We start from the raw sequence: 16686 nt of genomic DNA, 5'->3' as shown, positions 1-16686 counted from the left end.
ATCGTTCCTCCGCCGGGACATCCGCCTCACAGTCGGGACATGCCCGAACCCGATCGGAACCCTCCACCCGAACACCCACCACGCCTCCCCCCGACGGCCCCTCCCCGGGACCGCCTCACCGCCTGCCACCCGTGCCGACCAGGCAGCGTAGTCCCCGGCCACCACACACGCGTTTCCCACGCGCTCGAATCCGCCGTGTCAGCTCTCGGTGAAGTAGGCGTACGGGGCGACCGACACGCCCTCGACGATCTCGCGCTCGTCGTCCTCGTCCGCGTCGGGGTCGAGCTCGCAGGCATGGCGGGAACCCATCGACCAGATCGCGAATCCGGCCCGGAACGCATAGCCGATGTCGGTTTCCGTGCCGGTGTGACCGAGGGCGGTCAGATCGGCGACCACGTCGTCCAGGAACCGCCAGGTCAACCGGACATCGTCGAGGTACACCTCGGTACCGCTCCCGGCCGAGTGACCGAGTTCGACCAACTCGACGGTGTCGTCCGGCAGGTAGCTGATGACCAGCGACGGGTCGGTGCGGTAGACGGCCTTCGATCGACCCGGTCCGTGGACCGGTTCGCCGGTCCTGGCCTCGACCTCGGACCGCGCGTCACCGATCTCGACCAGGGCTACGCCGCGCCCGGGGATGATGTTCATGCGCGCGATCGTGCCGGCCCGGCGACCGCCGCGCGCGCCGGGCTCGGTTCCTCGTGCGCTCCATGCCCACGACAAGGCGCGCGGTGCCAATGGCAGAGCGCCGATCCGACGGCACGATGGTGATGTCGTCCGGCCGAGTTCCGTCGGGCCGACCGCACGACGAGGACGGCCCGCCCTTCACGTGTACAAGGCCCCCGGCGTCACGGTCTACGTCGAGGAACACGGGACATCATCTCCGTCTTCGATTCGGCCTCCAACGGCAAGCCGGCAGAGTTGCAGGTCTCGGACTCCAAGGGCAATCACTACCCGGTCCATGTCACCAAGGGCTACGGTTCGTGCCAAACGCGCTCGGCCGGCTACGGGGGCGGCTACCACTGGGTGGGCTTCCCGGCGGCCCCTGACACAACCCGAAGTCCTGTCTGAGCATCGGCGCTCCGGCAGGACTTCGGTGTATTCCCGCTCGGCACGGCACATCACACACCGCGTACGAACTCGGCCACCCAGTACGTAGGTTCGCCCGGTGCCCTCGAACACGGACCCGAGTACCAACCGGATGAGCCGCGGGAGGACTCCGGTCCTCGGGCCGGCGGATGATGCGCGCCGAGGGGACGGATTCCTAGCCTGGGCGCATGCGAAACGAAACTCCGCGTATACCGCGCGCAATCGTGAACTCCTCAGTGACGCACGACAGTTGCCCGCAGTCTCGAGCCATGCGGCGGATGCTGCGCCCCTTGGTACCGCTCGTGCTGTGCCTGGGTGCGAGCGCGGGCGCGATCGGCACCGCACACGCGGGATCGGTAACCGACACCAACCCCGTACGGGCCCTCGCCGCGGCCGCGCACACACTGGGCTCCACGGACCCCGCCGCCCCGGACGCCGATCTGCGCGCCTTCGACCGCATGGTCGGCGACGCCAAGGTACTCGGGGTGGGCGAGGCAACGCACGGGTCCGCCGAGTTCCAGAACATCAAGCACCGACTCCTGCGCCACCTCGTGGAACGCCGCGGCTTCACCACCTTCGCGTTCGAGATGCACTGGAGTGCGGGTCTGCGGCTGGACACCTGGGTCCGCGGCGGCGCCGGCAACCTGGACACCCTCATGTCCGACGAACTCCAAAACGGCGGAGCGTTGTGGAACACCCATGAGATGGCAGCCCAGTTCCGTTGGATGCGCGAGTGGAACCAACGCCACCCCGACCGCCGCCCCCTGCGTGTCGTCGGCAACGACGTCAACTACGCCGGAACGGTGCAGTTCGACGCCGTCACCGATTATGTGGCCCGCCATTACCCCGCCCTGCTGCCCGAGTTCCGGCGCCTGTACCGGGAGTCTCGCCCCACCGCCGGCGTCAGCGACACCATGATGCAACGCCGCACGCTCCCCCTCGACACCCGCCGGCGGATGCGCGACGACGTCCGCAGCGCCTACGACCTGCTGGAACGGCAGCGACCGGGCGGCAATCCGAAGGAGTACCAACTGGTATTGCAGCACGCGAGGTCCATCGCCCAGGTCGGCACATCCCAGGGCTTCGACTTCATGGGCTCCGAGGGCGCCAAGGCACAGCTGCACCGGGACGAGAGCATGGCCGCCAACACCGTGTGGTGGCAGCGGTACACCGGGGAACGTGTGCTGCTCTCGGCCCACAACACCCACGTGGGCACCGAACCCGACAACACCGACCTGTACCCCAGGGTCCAGGGCCAGTTCCTCCGCGACGAGTTGGGCTCGCGCTACGTCGCCGTCGGATTCACGTTCGGTCAGGGCCGGTTCAACGCCGTCGACGCCCAGGACCCCACGTCGCCGTTCCGTCCCCGCGAGGTCGGGCCGACAGCGGCCGGCGGCAACGAGGAGACGCTGGAGAAGGTCTCGACGCGCGACTACTACCTGGACACGCGCACCGCCCCACGCGCCGCCCGCGACTGGCTCGGCACGCGTCGTGCCACCCGCAGCATCGGCGCCTCCTGGCCCGATCCCCACATCACGAACAACATCCGTCTCGCGCAGACGTATGACGTCGTCGTCCACCTGCACCGCGTCACCGAGACCCACATGCGCTGACCGTCGAGTCACGGCGCGCGGCCGCCCCGGCGCCCTTCCCCATGCGCCGGATTCCACGGGGGGCGCGGCCCGCGCAGCAGACCACGACGTCGACCGGACGTCGACGTGTCCGGTACGCGCGGGCTTCGCGTGGCCGCTTCACGCGAACACAACGGCAGGGGAAGCGCCGTGGCATCATCCACCGAAGCCGGGTGATCCGTCCGGCGCTTCCACGGGGGTACGGCAATGAACGGCGAACACTCGTCCGACGAAAGAGCACGACAGCGGGATGGGGAGAACGGAACAAGGCGGCGGGGAGCCGGAGGCCGTCGGGCGTTCCTGACCGGTGCGGTGACGGCGACCGCGGTCGGGGCCGGGCTCGTGGCGACGACATCGGCTCCGGCGACCGCGGCGGGCAACGCCGCGGACTGGTACGACGTCAAGGCACACGGCGCGATCGGCGACGGCGTCGCGGACGACACCGCGGCCGTCCAGTCCGCGATCGACGCCGCGGCGCAGCCGGGCGGCACGGTCTACTTCCCGGCCGGCCGATACCTCGTGGCCCCGGTGCCCGTCGCCGGCAAACCCGCCGCCGCGCTGTCCGTGAACGGCGACGGCGTACGCCTGATCGGCGCCGGCAGCAAGGCGGCCATGCTGGTCAAGAAGGCCGACGGCATCCTCCTGCGGATCTCCGGCACCGGCCCCTCACTCGACGCGAAAGGCACCACGCACCGCCGCTACTGCGCGATCGAGAACCTCGGCCTCAACGGAAACGGCAGATCGGGCCTGCTGCTCGAGCTCTACTACAACAACAACACCCACATTCGCGACGTATACCTGACGAGCAACGCGGACATCGCCGTCGACGCCGTCGAACTGTGGGACTCGCGGTTCCACGACATGGTCGTGGAATCCTGCACGGGCCCCGCGGACAGCAATCGACACCCCAACGTCTGGCTGCGCAACTCCTCCGCCGCGAACACCTGGGAATGGGGCTACAGCACCGACAACGTCAACCAGGTCCACCTGACCGGCTGCCGCCTGGAGAACTTCGGCACCGGCGCGCTGTGGGTCACCCAGGGCACCGCGCGAACCAACAACCCCAACGGAATCCACGTCACCGACTGCAAGTTCGAGACGTCCGCGATGAAGGGCGGACCACACTTCAGGGTCGACGCGTCCTGCCGACACGTGTTCGCCCGCAACATCTACGCGTACGCGGGCAACTTCGCCACCGGATACGGCACTCCGCAGAACATCATCGACTGGGCCCCCTCCGTGAGCGCGCTGGAGGACACCCTCATCGCGTGCGGCACGACCACGACCGTCAACTCCGGCGTGATCCTGTACTCGACGAAGGGTCAGACCGGCGTCCTGCGCAACGTCAACGGCCTGTACGGCACCAAACCCGCCGGCACACACATCTACTACGAGCAGAGCTCCACCGGCGACTTCCGTGTCGAGAACTCCTACGGCAACACCGGCGGACAGGCCAGTGGCGCCGTCCCCACCCGCAACCAGCCCAATCCACCGCTGCGCCTGGTCGCGGGCCCGGTCACCGACGCATCGTTCCAATACCCCCCGCTCGACGGCACGATGGCCGTCGACATCGCCGACAAGCGCCTGTACGTACGCGTCGGCGGCACCTGGACGTGGACCGAACTGCGGGCATGAGCCCTCCGGCGGCCCGACACCGGGCCGCCGATCACGCGCCCGCGCCGCAACCTGCCGAACTGCCGCGTTCGGCAAGCCCGTTGCGCGGGCGCGTGCGCGTCGCCGGACCCGCCGCGACCGGACCTCGACCGGGCGCGTTCGCCGTAGCGCGGTTGTGCGCACCGGGGTTCGACGGCACTTCGGGCCTGGCCGGCCCATACGTGACGATCGAAGCGGCGTCGAACCCCTGCCGAACGACCCCCCGCCGCGCCGAGGGCGGGGCTGGTGGATCAGTAGGTCAAAGCCGGGCTGAACGCGCTCTTGCCGACACACCAGATGTCGACGTTGTTGGGATTGTGGTGCAGCTTGACCGACCAGTTCGTGGCGCTGGGCGCACTGGCCGACTGGATCACGGTCAGGGCCTGACCGGCGGAGATCGTGCCCGCCGTCTTGTTCAGCGGACCCAGGTTGACCGGGCCGAAGGGGCCGGACGTGCCGGCGGTGCCGCTGAACGTGACCGTGCCGCTCGGACCCCCGAGGTTGGCGGTGATCGTCAGGTCGCCGTTGTTGATGGTGATCAGCGGCGCGAGCGCGATGGTGGCCGAGATCTGGTGCGACGCGTTGGTGGTGAACGTCGCGCTCTTGCCGGTGTAGCTGACCCCGATCGAGGTCAGACAGTCGTACTTCGCGGTGGACGGGCCGCCGGCCGTGGCTGTGCCGCCGAGGCCGACGGTCGCGGCCATGGCACCGGCGAAGACGGCGGCGCCGGCCGCGAGGGCCTTGGATCGTGACATGGAAGGTGCCCCTTTCGACAGATACTGCGGAAAGTTCCTGTCGGCGCATTTGGAGTGAATCCGAAGTTTCGGATTCCGTCAAGCAGGATCGGAACGCAATTCTCCGACGGCAAAATTCAAGATCGATAATTCATGATCGCAATTCATGACCACTCATATCGGCAAAGAATATTCGGTTGCCCGGGTATTTCTCGATCATGGTGACACGTGTCGAATGAATCGGGTCGCATCCCGCTCTTGACTATGGATGATCCAAATGTGCGAATGGTTCGCTACGCCTTTCGTTTCCGACAGGCTCCGAACAGGTCGTCCGCACCGGCCGTCCACACGAAGGAGCAACGTGTCAAAACGGTTTTCCCGAAGATTGACCCACCATCGCTGGGCCGCCTCGGTGGCCGCCGCCGCCCTGGCCCTCGGCGGCGGCCTGGTCGCCCTCGCGCCGTCGGCGGGCGCGGGCACCGTGACCCCGGTCATGCGGTGTACGACCCCGGTCGGCGCCCCCGAGGGGCCGCAGCGGTTCGAGGTGACCCTGGATCCGACGCACGGTGACGGTGCCACCTCGATGCACGTCGTGGCGGGTGGGAGTCCGGCGACCAGCCCGATCCCGATTCCGCTCGCGACGATCAAGTCCGTCTACACGTTCGCCACATCCGGCGGCACGACCGGGGACCTTTCGGTGGCGCCGCCGTCGTTCGAAACGCCGATCGAGGCGAACACGCCCATCGTGCCGCCCCCGTTCACCGTGCCCGCGACGATCGTCGGCGCGGCGGCCGGATCCACCGTGGACCTCACCCTGAAGTCGATCGTGGTGCAGACCATCGTCGGCGGAAACCTGCTCGCGACGGCGACGTGCGTGCCGATCTCCGGTAACGGCGTCGTCGCGTCGTACACGGTCGAGCAGGGCAGTCAGGCGCCCACGCTGACCGCGACGCCGAGCACCGTCGACTCGAACTCCCGGGTCACGCTGTCCGGCGCGCACTGGCCGGCCGGTCCGGTGGGACTGACCATGTGCTTCCCCGAGTTCGGCGGATTCTGCGACAACGGCTACTCGACCATCGCCGCGAGCGACGTCAAGGTCGTCGACGGTGTGCTGTCGGGGTGGGTGCACGTCGCCGGCGCGGTTCCCAGTACGGCGGCGATCCTGAAGGTCACATCGGGATCGGTGGCCCTGGAGGCGCCGTTGACCGTCGTGTCCGTACCGGTCGGCGGGCGGGGGCTCGTGCTGAGTCCGAACGCCGGTCCGATCGGCACCCGGGTGACCGTCACCGGTACCGCGTTCTCGCCGAACGCCCAGATCACCGTCCAACCCCAGGACGAGCCCGGGGCGCCGACGGAGGACGCCGTGACCACCACCGCGGACGCGAACGGCTCGTTCACCGCGACGTTCACGGTGACCGCCGCGACCACCGCCGCGGTCGCGGCGTACGAGTTCGGCAACCCCGCGATCGGTACGCGGACGCCGTACACGGTGGGCGAGGGCCCGGCCCAGCTGACCCAATCGGTCAGTGGGCAGATCAAGCCCGGCGGCCTGACGATGTCCCAGGCCGGCGACCGGATCGACTTCGGCAGCGCGACGATCGACGGCAAACCGCTGCGCCTGAACGCCGCGCTCAACCGGGTCACCGTGGTCGATGCCCGAGGAACCGACCTCGGGTGGTCGCTCACCGGCACGATGTCGGAGCTGACGGCCGAGAACGGCACCGACAAGCTCCCGGCCGGGAGCGTGACCTGGACGCCCGCGTGCGTGGCGGCCGACGGCGCGCCCGGAACGGTCACCCCCGGCACTCCGGGGCCGCTCGGGGCGACCCAGGCCCAGTTGTGCACGCAGACGCCGGTCGAGGGTCGAGCCACGGGCGGCAGCGTTTCGGCGGACGCCGCCCTGACGCTGACGACCCCGGCGTTCGTTCGCCCGGGGACCTATTCGGGGGCGCTCACGCTGAGCCTGAGTTAGCCGAGCGGGAATCGACCGAGTTCGAGTCGACCGAACTCGAGACGGTCGACACCGACTCGACGCGTCGGGATGTGCGGGTGTCGACGCTTCGAGACGGTGCCGCTTTACTCGCCCGGTGGTGCGGGACGACTCGGCCGGATGCCGGCCGGTGCGCCCCCGCCACCGGGCGTTTTCGTACGCGGCACGGGATCGTGATCGGCAGCCACGACGGCGTGGGCCGTCGCGCCCTATTCGCGACCGCCCGGTATCGCGACCGCTCGGGGGACGGCGGGGAATGCGTCGACGTCCACCGGGACGGAAAATTCGGCGCCCGGGCTTTTACCGGCGCGGTATTACGCCGCATTGCCGGTGCCTGCCGCCCCGGATGGTGCGTCACCCGGGATGCGGAACCGGGGCGCGGATTTCGGCGATCGGCGCGCCGGAAGCACGACCCGCGGCACGCATGCCGGGTTGGGTCGTGCCGCGACGGAGACGGCCGCCGTGCCTCCACGCCGTCGACGGCCCTGTCCAAGCCGAAGAGAGCCGCAGGAACCGGTGGTTGCGGGATCGATGGCGGTGACGCCACCCGCGCATCCGCTCGCCCCCTCGCTCGTTTCCGCGCTTCGGGGGCGATCGCCGTCCGTGGGATCGGGCTACCAGATGGCGTCGACCCACTCGGGATGATCGATGAAGGGGTTGCGGTTGTGCTGGTAGTCCCGGTGGATGAGGTCGTTGCGACGCCGCTCGAAGGCATCGGGCGGGTCCTGGTTGCTCCAGGCCTTGAGCACGGTGATGCGTCCGATGGACGGGGCGGATCCGTTGCCCACACGGTCGTTGGGCTCCAGATCGGGGAAGCCGTCGCCGCCGTCCCAGCGCACGGCCATGTAGAGGATCATGCGGGCGACATCGCCCTTGACCGCGTCGCGCGGCTCGAACGAGTCGCCGTCGGTGCGGCTGCCGGGTGCGCCGGCGACCGGGGAACCACCGTTGTCGAAGTCCTTGTCGCCTCGAATGCCGTTGACCGAGACGTCCTCCGGACGCAGGTGATGCAGGTCGGTACCGGGGCCGGTCGCGGTTCCGAAACCGCCGTGGCTCTTGGCCCACACATGCTCGCGGTTCCAATCGCCGCTGCCGCCGCCCGACCGATTCTTGGCGATCGACCGACCGGTGTAGAGCTCGATCACGTGCGACGAATCGGCGGGATCCTCGTCGGTCACGCGCAACGCGTTCCAGACTCCGTCGTAGTTCACCGCGGAGGTACCGCGACTGATGATGGTGTGCAGGGCGGCCTTCAACGCCGGCCCGGTCAGGCCCAGCGCCGACGCGTAGTAGTCGGCCGCCGCGGCCACGTCTTCACCGATGGGTGGTTCGTCGGGGGTGGCCCGCGCGGTCGAGGGGGTTGCGAGGGAAATCAGCATCGCGCTCAGCGCGATTGCGACAGGCGGTCCGAGACGCATGAGGGCTCCACGGGTGGTGGGGGCGACGTGGGTCGTTGGGGCGCGCGTCGTGCGGTCGTCGGTCGAGAGGAATCCGACCGGTCCAGCGTGACCGGCCCTTCCCGTCGACGGGACCGGCCATCGGGTGAACATCTCGTGACGAGATCCCGCAGCGGGGCCCGGCGGATACGAGCGAGCCTCCATCAACCCCATCGCCGCCACCGCGGGCACCGCGCGCCGACCGCGCCCGCGCGGGACACGCGCCAGGGGGTTCGAGCGCCGGTCCCGACCACGCCCAGGACGGTGGACGCCGGTACATACCCGAAGTGGCGTGAGTCGTGGGAACGCGGCGCATCCCCGCGTACCACCAGCGAACCCGCGGGCACGACGGCGTCGTTCGCGGCGCGTACGGCATCGCGCACCTCGGCCGGCACAAGATCGCCGGGCACCGCCGCGACCCGCTTGACCAGCCAGTGCGGATCCCGATCGGCGCCGAGGGCCGCCGTCGGGTTGCGGAACACGATGACGTCCCCCCGACGCACCGCCCCGGCGCGGTCGACCAGGAGTCGTTCGCCGTCGGCGAAGGTCGGCGCCATGCTCGTGCCGGTCACCCGGACGAGTGCGAGGCGCGAGCGCGAAGCGCGCACTCCGGCGAGCACCAGGATCACCGCCGCGAGAACCGCCGACACCCCCACGCCGCCCGGCGTCGCCCGCACGCTCGTCGTCTCCCGTCCCCTCCCGATCACCGCGTCTCCTCGGCGACCGCCGGTCCCACGGGGTTCGCGTATCCGGCGGCCTGGAGCGCGAACAGCCGGGCGTAGTGCCCATCGGGCAACGCCATCAGCTCTTCGTGGCAACCCAGTTCGACGATGCGGCCGTCGTCGAGCACCGCGATCGTGTCGGCGTCGCGCAGGGCGCCGAGGCGGTGCGACACGAGCAGGCTCGTCCGGCCCCGACGATGCCGGCGCAGCATGCGGTGCACCCGATGTTCGGCCTCCGGGTCCAGACCCGCGCTCGGCTCGTCGAGGATCAGCAGGTCGGCGTTTCGGCGCATCAGCGACCGGGCCAGCGCGACCCGCTGCCACTGTCCGCCCGAGAGCGTGACGCCGTCCCCGGCGTCGTCCCGGTCGCGATGGACGCGGCTGAGCTGGGTGTCGTATCCGTCGGGAAGGCGCGCGAGGTCGGCGTCGATCTCGGCCAGGTTCGCGCTTTCGCGCACCCGTTCGCGGTTGTCGCGGTGCGCGATGTCGCCGACGCCGATGTTCTCGGCCGCGGTCAGGTCGTACGCCATGTAGTCCTGGAAGGTCGCGCCGACGCGGCGGCGCAGTTCGACCACGCTCATCGTGCGGATGTCGACACCGTCCCACCGGATCGTGCCGCGTTCGGGGTCGTAGAACCGGCACAGGAGTTTGACCAGTGTGCTCTTGCCGGCGCCGTTGCGCCCCACGAGGCCGATCGCGCGGCCGGCCGGGACGACGAGATCGACGCCGCGCAACACCCACGGCCCGTCGGCGTCGTAGCGGAACCACACGTCGCGGAACTCGATGCGGTCGTGCAGGGCGGGTACCGGACCGGTGCCGCCGGGCAGGTCGTCGGGCGTGTCCATGAGCGCGAGGTAATGGCCGAGGAGACGGACTCCCGACGCGGCCGGGCCGGCCTGCATGACGACCCCGGTGAACGCGCCCTGCACGCCGGCCGACGCGGCGACGAAGAGCGTCACGTCCCCGACGCCGAATCGGCCGTCGGCGGCGCCGACCACGACGACGACCAGGCCGAGACCCGCGACGAGCGCGTTCAGCGCGGCGAATCCCGATTGCACGAGCGCGGTGCGGCGCGCGACCGCGAGCTCGGCGTCGGTGGCGTCGGCGAGCGCGCGCACCAGCCGCGCGTGCAGGAAGCCGCCGAGCCCGAACAGCCGGATCTCCTTGGCCGCGCGGGGGTCGATCAGCAACGATCGGTAGAACAACCGCCGGCGTTGGCGCCCGGCCGTCATCTCCCAGACCGTGACCTGACGCCGTGCCATCGACAGTCGGGCCAGGAGCGCGGCGACGCCGCAGAGCAGGAGCAACCCGACCATCGGCGGCCACACCGCGAAGAGCACGCCGACGAACGCGCCCAGGGACGCGACCGAGCGCAGCACCTCCTGCGTGAACATGGTGATGTTGTGGGGAGCGTCCTCCGACGCCTGCCGCGCGAGCCGCAGGCGATCGTGGAACGCGGGATCCTCGAACCGGCGCAGGCCCCGGAACTCGTCGACCTTGGCGAACAGGTCGCGCTCGACCGCCGCGACCAGTCTGCGTCGCACCAACTCGTTGAGATAGCCCATGAGTTGCACGAGTGCGGCAGTGACCGCGCCGATCCCGGCAAGCGTGACCGCGAGCGCGACGACACGACTGTTGTCGATGCGATCGCCGCGCGTGAGTTCGTCGAACAGGAGCTTGGTGAGCCACGCGGCGGTGGCCGGCAGCATGCCGACCGCCACCGTCGCGGCGAACAGGAGCGTCGCCCCGACCGGCGCCGCCCGGAACTGGAGGGTCAGGGCGACTTTCACCGCCCGGGGCCGCAGCCGGGCCGCCGGGGACGTGTCACCCTCGCCGGCGCCGGCCGAGGTCGACATCAGCGGGGGAATCCGGTTGCCACGCGGGCTCCGCGGCGGTTGCGGCGGTACTCCTCGCCGCCCCGATCCGCGCACGCCTCGCCCATGTCCACGACGCACACGCCGGTCCGCTCACCTCCCGGGACGAGTTCCCGGAGCCGGTCGCCGGGCCCTGCCACGATCGCCCCCACCGTGCCCGCCCTCAGCAGGGGAAGCGGGTCGGGAGGCAGCGGTCCCAGCAGTCGTAGCGATACTCGTAGCCGTCGACACACGCGCACGTCTGGCCCATGTCGTCGTAGCAGGCGCCGGCGCGCTCCCGGCCGAGGGCGAGTTCCAGGAGCCGGTCGCCGAGCCTTGCGATGGTGCCCTTCATCGTGAACCTCCGAAGTCCGTCGTCCAGTCGATCGACGCGACCACGCCGATCGTGATCGGGGACGTGCCCGAACGGTCGTTCCGAAAAGCGATCACGCCGGTTTCATCACCCGGGGTTTCGATCACACGGTTGATCGCGGACGTTCCGGCGCGGGTGGAACCGGGAGAGTCGGCAAGCGACTTCACCGGAACGAGACGTTAGGGCGTGCGGTCGGCGGACCGCAATAGGGCCGTCGAACGTATGCTCGCGAGCGCCCCGGCGGGCCCGACGAGTACGGCGGGCCCGCGGCCGCGCCGCCCCGCCGCGGCCCTGTAGCGGAACGGCGTATGCCACGAACTCACCTGCCACACAAGCGAGTTGATATATCGCCGAGCAGTTCGGCCGGCACCCGGACACGGCGTTCACCGACCCTGTCGGGAACGCTGCCCAACGCGTTACATTGCCTCGATCGGTCGGTCCGGTGGAGGGAAGCGAGGGCGATCGATGGGATACGCGTTACTTGCGTGCCGCGTGCTCCTGGGCCTCGTACTGGTGGCCTCCGCAGGCGGGAAGCTACGCGGTGGCAGGGCATTTCGCGCGTTCGTCGCCGCCACGAGGGAGTTCGGCGTGCCGGCCCCGTGGGCGCGCTCGATCGCGATCGCCGTGGTCGCGGGCGAGATCGCCGCGGCGCTGTCGCTCGCGGCGACACCGCGTGGGCTCGCGGGATTCGCCGTCGCCCTGCCCCTGTTGGGGGTCTTCACGATCGCCATCCTCGGCGCGCTGCGCCGGGGAACGACCGCGTCGTGCGCGTGCTTCGGCGCGTCCGCGACACCGATCGGCCGCCGGCACGTGGTGCGCAACGCCGTGCTGATCACGGTCGCCGCAACCGGACTTGCCCTCGGCGCGGCCGGAGCGGCGACGTCGACGCACCTCCCCGGCGCCCTGGCGGCGGTGTCGTGCGCGGTGATCGGAGCACTCGTGGTGATCTCCACCGACGAGTTGGCCGAACTGTTCGATCTCGGCTCCGCGCCCGGCTCTCCAGGGAGGTAACGCCATGCCGTTCCTGATCGCCGCCGTCGTGGTGCTCACCGTGTTGTGCCTGCTGAATCTGCTGCTGACGTTCGGGATCGTCCGCAAACTCCGCGCACAGCGTGACCATTCGCGCCCCGGGCCCGCCGCTCTCGTGTTGCCCGTCGGCTCGACCGCGCCGAACTTCTCCGCCGTGACGACGACCGGAGAGACCATCACGCGAGAGGGCCTGGGCGAAACGTTGTTCGGGTTCTTCTCGCCGAACTGCCCCGCGTGTACCGAGCGTCTGCCGCGGTTCGTCGAGGCGGCCCGACGCGAGAGCGGTCGCAGGGCGCTCGCCGTGCTTGCCGTGCTCCACGGCGACGACGCGGCGACCCGCGCACAGGCGGCGGCCCTACGCGACGTCGCCCGCGTCGTGGTCGAGGCGTCACCCGACGGACCGCTGGGCACCGCCTTCGCGATCACGGGCTATCCCGCGTTCGGGCTGATCGACGCCCACGGAACGGTGACCGCGACGGGCCTCGACCCCGAACGACTCACCACGCCCGACCACTCGACGACCTGACCGGACACGACCGCGGCGCCGGGCCCGGGTCGGCTCACCATCGACGCATGCGCATCGGACGACCGACCGCGTGGTTCAACCGGCTCGCCGCCGGCCGCCGGTCACGTCTCCCGGGTCGCCCTGTCACTCGCCGCGTACGACCTGTTCCTCGCCACCTTCGGCGCACTCCCACCGCCCGCTCCGGGACGCGGAGGCCGCGGTCGGCCCATCATCGAACCGCCCGACCCCGGGCGCCCCCGCCACCCGCGTGCCGGGCCGGGCGCCCGGGTGGCCGGCGCGCTCGGGGCGGAGCCGACATCACACCCGCGCCCGCGGTGGAACCCTGGAAGTATGAAGAAACGCCACGTGACGCTGTGCCTGTGTGGAGACGTGATGCTGGGCCGCGGCATCGACCAGATTCTTCCGCACCCGGGTGATCCGGCGCTGCGGGAGGCATTCGTCGGCGACGCCGGCGAATACGTGCGATTGGCGGAGGAGGCCAACGGGCCGATTCCTCGACCGGTGGGATTCGGCCGGCCCTGGGGCGACGCGCCGGCCATCCTCGACGCCGAGGCACCCGACGTCCGGGTCCTGAACCTGGAGACCGGCATCACCACCAGTGACGACTTCGAACCGTTCAAGGCGGTGCACTACCGGATGCACCCCGACAACATCCCGTGCCTCGAGGCGATCCGGCCAGATGTCTGCGTCCTGGCGAACAACCACGTCCTCGACTTCGGCCGTGCCGGCCTGGCGGATACCCTCGACGCGCTGCACCGGGCCGGGCTGCGCACCGCCGGCGCGGGGGGCGGCATCGAGGAGGCCCGGCGTCCTGCGGTGGTGCCCGTCGGGGAGGGCGGGCGGGTGGTGGTCTTCGCCCAGGGGGCGCCCTCCAGCGGAGTGCCGCCCGATTGGGCCGCGACCGAGAACCGTGCCGGCGTCGACTTCACCCACGACACGTCGGAGCGAGGTGCCGAGGAACTCGTCGCACGGGTGCGTCGGGCGAAACTCCCGGGGGACATCGTGGTCGCGTCCATGCACTGGGGTTCGAATTGGGGCTACGACGTCCCCGCATCGCGGATTCGGTACGCGCGCCGCCTGATCGACGGCGGCGTCGACGTCGTGCACGGTCACTCCTCGCACCATCCGCGCGCGATCGAGGTGTACCGCAACAAACTGATCCTGTACGGCTGCGGCGACTGCGTCGACGACTACGAAGGCATCCGCGGCTACGAGTTCTACCGCGACGACCTGCGACTCCTGTACTTCGCCACCGTGGCGCGCGATACGGGAGAACTGTCCGGTCTGCGCATGGCACCCCTGCGGGCCGTCAAAATGCGTCTCGGGCGCGCCTCACGCGTCGATGCCGAGTGGTTGGCGGCCACGCTGACCCGAGCCGGCCGCCCCTTCGGGACCGAGGTGACCCCGGAGCCCGACAACCGCCTCACGCTCCACCACTGACCGCACGCGTTCGCGGCCGTGGCCGTCGGAGCGAGCCGTCGTCGGTCGCCACTCGCTTCCGTTCGCCGTGGTCAGTCGGCGACCTCGGTCCTTTCCCACCACTCGTAGACAGGCAACCTGCCCTCCGGGGTCTCCTGGTGTCGCGAGGTGCTCTTGAAGTGCTCGTATCCATTGCGGAACGGGATCTTCAGCTCGATTCCGGGCGGAGTGATCGTGACGATCCGCTCCGGCATGTCGTCCGGTCCACCCTCGAGGTATGCGCGTTGGCTCATGTCCGGCCTATCCCACGTACTCCGGGTTCCAATCCCCGGCGTCGGTCTTGGGGCTCGCGCGCCCCGGGACCGCGCCACCTCCACCGGCCACGACCACACCGCCCCGGCCCGCCCGCCGACGGGGCGGGGGTGTGCCCGGGAGGCGCCGGATCCTCACAAGCCCCGGCCCGAGTCCGATCCGGGGCTCGGATTCGAGCCGTCGATCTCGTCACCCACCGTCGGGGTTCCGCGCACGCCGAGCATGACGATCTCCGGATACCGCGCGTCGAAGGCCGGGCACTCGGAGCGGATGCGCGGCAGCGCGGTGAAGTTGTGCCGGGGTGGCGGACACGAGGTCGCCCATTCCAACGAACGCCCGTACCCCCATGGGTCGTCGACGGCGACCTTGCGGCCGGTCCGGTAGGTCAGCCACACGTTGTACAGGAACGGCAGGGTCGAAGCGCCCAACAGGAACGCCCCGATGGAGGACAGCGAGTTCAGGGCCGTGAGGCCGTCGCCGGCCGGATAGTCGGCGTACCGACGGGGCATCCCCTGGACGCCGAGCCAGTGCTGTACCAGGAACGTGGTGTGGAAGCCGACGAACAGGCACCAGAAGTGCACCCGGCCCAGGCGTTCGTCGAGCATTCTCCCGGTCCACTTCGGCCACCAGAAGTAGAAGCCGGCGAACATCGCGAAGACCACGGTGCCGAAGACCGTGTAGTGGAAGTGCGCCACCACGAAGTACGTGTCGGAGACGTGGAAGTCCAGCGCCGGCGACGCGAGGATCACCCCGGTCAGCCCGCCGAACAAGAAGGTGACGAGGAAGCCGAGGGACCACAACATCGGAGTCTCGAACGACAGCGAGCCGTTCCACATCGTGCCGATCCAGTTGAAGAACTTCACCCCGGTGGGCACCGCGATGAGGAACGACAGGAGTGAGAAGAACGGCAGCAGCACCGCGCCCGTGACGAACATGTGGTGCGCCCACACCACCGAGGACAGCGCCGCGATCGCGATCGTGGCGCCGACCAGGCCCAGGTAGCCGAAGATCGGCTTGCGCGAGAACACCGGCAGGACCTCGCTGATGATGCCGAAGAACGGCAGCGCGATGATGTACACCTCGGGGTGCCCGAAGAACCAGAACAGGTGCTGCCACAGCAGCGGTCCGCCGTTGACCGGATCGAAGACGTGCGCGCCGAACTTGCGGTCGGCCTCCAGGACGAGGAGCGCGGCGGCCAGGATCGGAAACGCCATCAGCACCAGGAAGCCGGTCAGCAGCACGTTCCAGCAGAAGATCGGCAGGCGGAACATGGTCATGCCCGGCGCCCGCATGCAGATGATCGTGGTGATGAAATTGACCGAGCCGAGGATCGTGCCGAATCCGGACAGGACCAGACCCATGATCCACAGATCGGCGCCGACACCCGGCGATCGGATCACGCCGGACAGCGGCGCATAGCCCGTCCACCCGAAGGCCGCCGAGCCCTGCGGGGTGAGGAAACCTGCCAGGACCATCAGGGCGCCGAAGAGGTACAGCCAGTACGAGAGCATGTTCAGGCGCGGGAACGCCACATCGGGTGCACCGATCTGCAGCGGCATGACGGCGTTGGCGAATCCGGCGAACAGCGGTGTCGCGAAGAGCAGCAACATGATCGTGCCGTGCAGCGTGAACGCCTGGTTGAACTGTTCGTTGGACAGGATCTGGCTGCCCGGTCGGGCGAGTTCGGCGCGGATGAACAGCGCCAGGATTCCCCCGACGAGGAAGAACCCGAACGACGTGGTGATGTACATGTAGCCGATCACCTTGTGGTCCGTGGTGGTCAACCAGCCGACCACTCGGGCCCCGACGCCCGCCCGTTCACCACCCGGGGGCAGGAGCGATGCCACGTCGCGTTCGGCTTCCCGACTCACACTCACGTCAGTCCTCCCGACCGGCGAGGGCCCGGAGCGGGTCCGCTC

General features: G+C 69.9%; 15 protein-coding genes. 6 read left to right on the top strand and 9 right to left on the bottom strand.

The window, feature by feature from the left end:
• Positions 1–198: 198 nt before the first annotated feature.
• Positions 199–648, bottom strand: coding sequence for a hypothetical protein (locus ACFRCG_RS37215; RefSeq protein ID WP_380039809.1), 450 nt, complete (start codon positions 646–648; stop codon positions 199–201).
• A gap of 719 nt (positions 649–1367) precedes the next feature.
• On the opposite strand from ACFRCG_RS37215, the gene ACFRCG_RS37210 reads away from it, so the two are divergent.
• On the top strand, positions 1368–2702 hold the full coding sequence (locus ACFRCG_RS37210; protein ID WP_380039807.1) for an erythromycin esterase family protein: 1335 nt from the start codon (positions 1368–1370) through the stop codon (positions 2700–2702).
• A gap of 360 nt (positions 2703–3062) precedes the next feature.
• Positions 3063–4355, top strand: a complete 1293-nt coding sequence (locus ACFRCG_RS37205; RefSeq protein WP_380039805.1) for a glycosyl hydrolase family 28-related protein — start codon at positions 3063–3065, stop codon at positions 4353–4355.
• Between the two features lie 269 nt (positions 4356–4624).
• Here ACFRCG_RS37205 and ACFRCG_RS37200 read toward each other — a convergent pair whose 3' ends face one another.
• On the bottom strand, positions 4625–5128 hold the full coding sequence (locus ACFRCG_RS37200; RefSeq protein WP_380039803.1) for a hypothetical protein: 504 nt from the start codon (positions 5126–5128) through the stop codon (positions 4625–4627).
• 340 nt (positions 5129–5468) lie between these two features.
• On the opposite strand from ACFRCG_RS37200, the gene ACFRCG_RS37195 reads away from it, so the two are divergent.
• A complete protein-coding gene (locus tag ACFRCG_RS37195; protein ID WP_380039801.1) occupies positions 5469–7079 on the top strand; it encodes a hypothetical protein in 1611 nt (536 codons plus the stop codon).
• Between the two features lie 632 nt (positions 7080–7711).
• On the opposite strand, the gene ACFRCG_RS37190 is transcribed toward ACFRCG_RS37195, so the two are convergent.
• From ACFRCG_RS37190 to ACFRCG_RS37170, 5 genes are all read right to left on the bottom strand, one after another.
• Positions 7712–8476: an endonuclease I family protein gene (locus tag ACFRCG_RS37190; RefSeq protein WP_380039799.1), complete on the bottom strand. Its 765-nt coding sequence runs from the start codon at positions 8474–8476 to the stop codon at positions 7712–7714.
• Positions 8477–8697: 221 nt separating this feature from the next.
• Positions 8698–9240, bottom strand: a complete 543-nt coding sequence (locus ACFRCG_RS37185) for a S26 family signal peptidase (RefSeq protein ID WP_380039797.1) — start codon at positions 9238–9240, stop codon at positions 8698–8700.
• Entirely contained in the window at positions 9237–11111 is a 1875-nt protein-coding gene (locus ACFRCG_RS37180) for an ABC transporter ATP-binding protein (protein ID WP_380039795.1), read from the bottom strand. The genes ACFRCG_RS37185 and ACFRCG_RS37180 overlap by 4 nt, the downstream gene beginning before the upstream one ends.
• Positions 11112–11292: 181 nt before the next feature.
• Positions 11293–11463 (bottom strand): hypothetical protein, encoded by a 171-nt coding sequence (locus ACFRCG_RS37175; RefSeq protein ID WP_380039793.1) that lies wholly within the window; start codon positions 11461–11463, stop codon positions 11293–11295.
• Positions 11460–11648, bottom strand: coding sequence for a hypothetical protein (locus tag ACFRCG_RS37170; RefSeq protein WP_380039791.1), 189 nt, complete (start codon positions 11646–11648; stop codon positions 11460–11462). The genes ACFRCG_RS37175 and ACFRCG_RS37170 overlap by 4 nt, the downstream gene beginning before the upstream one ends.
• A gap of 298 nt (positions 11649–11946) precedes the next feature.
• Here ACFRCG_RS37170 and ACFRCG_RS37165 point away from each other — a divergent pair, with 298 nt between their 5' ends.
• From ACFRCG_RS37165 to ACFRCG_RS37155, 3 genes are all read left to right on the top strand, one after another.
• Positions 11947–12492: a MauE/DoxX family redox-associated membrane protein gene (locus ACFRCG_RS37165; protein ID WP_380039789.1), complete on the top strand. Its 546-nt coding sequence runs from the start codon at positions 11947–11949 to the stop codon at positions 12490–12492.
• Between the two features lie 4 nt (positions 12493–12496).
• Entirely contained in the window at positions 12497–13036 is a 540-nt protein-coding gene (locus ACFRCG_RS37160) for a TlpA family protein disulfide reductase (protein ID WP_380039787.1), read from the top strand.
• 330 nt (positions 13037–13366) lie between these two features.
• Positions 13367–14476: a CapA family protein gene (locus tag ACFRCG_RS37155; RefSeq protein ID WP_380039785.1), complete on the top strand. Its 1110-nt coding sequence runs from the start codon at positions 13367–13369 to the stop codon at positions 14474–14476.
• Between the two features lie 71 nt (positions 14477–14547).
• Here ACFRCG_RS37155 and ACFRCG_RS37150 read toward each other — a convergent pair whose 3' ends face one another.
• On the bottom strand, positions 14548–14748 hold the full coding sequence (locus ACFRCG_RS37150; RefSeq protein WP_380039783.1) for a DUF5988 family protein: 201 nt from the start codon (positions 14746–14748) through the stop codon (positions 14548–14550).
• A 153-nt stretch (positions 14749–14901) separates the two neighbouring features.
• Entirely contained in the window at positions 14902–16614 is a 1713-nt protein-coding gene (gene ctaD / locus ACFRCG_RS37145) for a cytochrome c oxidase subunit I (protein ID WP_380039882.1), read from the bottom strand.
• Positions 16615–16686 lie beyond the last annotated feature (72 nt).

Origin of the sequence: Embleya sp. NPDC056575 (assembly GCF_042793325.1) — a bacterium.
Classification (GTDB): Bacteria; Actinomycetota; Actinomycetes; order Streptomycetales; family Streptomycetaceae; genus Embleya.
The sequence above is the reverse complement of the archived record's forward strand: the minus strand, read 5'-3'. Positions and strand labels throughout refer to the sequence as shown.

What these genes read in the sequence shown, in the direction of transcription:
- ACFRCG_RS37215 (WP_380039809.1), bottom strand. Translation starts at nt 648, where the DNA reads ATGAACATCATCCCCGGGCGCGGCGTAGCCCTGGTCGAGATCGGTGAC.
- ACFRCG_RS37210 (WP_380039807.1), top strand. Translation starts at nt 1,368, where the DNA reads ATGCTGCGCCCCTTGGTACCGCTCGTGCTGTGCCTGGGTGCGAGCGCG.
- ACFRCG_RS37200 (WP_380039803.1), bottom strand. Translation starts at nt 5,128, where the DNA reads ATGTCACGATCCAAGGCCCTCGCGGCCGGCGCCGCCGTCTTCGCCGGT.
- ACFRCG_RS37190 (WP_380039799.1), bottom strand. Translation starts at nt 8,476, where the DNA reads ATGCTGATTTCCCTCGCAACCCCCTCGACCGCGCGGGCCACCCCCGAC.
- ACFRCG_RS37180 (WP_380039795.1), bottom strand. Translation starts at nt 11,111, where the DNA reads ATGTCGACCTCGGCCGGCGCCGGCGAGGGTGACACGTCCCCGGCGGCC.
- ACFRCG_RS37175 (WP_380039793.1), bottom strand. Translation starts at nt 11,463, where the DNA reads ATGAAGGGCACCATCGCAAGGCTCGGCGACCGGCTCCTGGAACTCGCC.
- ACFRCG_RS37165 (WP_380039789.1), top strand. Translation starts at nt 11,947, where the DNA reads ATGGGATACGCGTTACTTGCGTGCCGCGTGCTCCTGGGCCTCGTACTG.
- ACFRCG_RS37160 (WP_380039787.1), top strand. Translation starts at nt 12,497, where the DNA reads ATGCCGTTCCTGATCGCCGCCGTCGTGGTGCTCACCGTGTTGTGCCTG.
- ACFRCG_RS37155 (WP_380039785.1), top strand. Translation starts at nt 13,367, where the DNA reads ATGAAGAAACGCCACGTGACGCTGTGCCTGTGTGGAGACGTGATGCTG.
- ACFRCG_RS37150 (WP_380039783.1), bottom strand. Translation starts at nt 14,748, where the DNA reads ATGAGCCAACGCGCATACCTCGAGGGTGGACCGGACGACATGCCGGAG.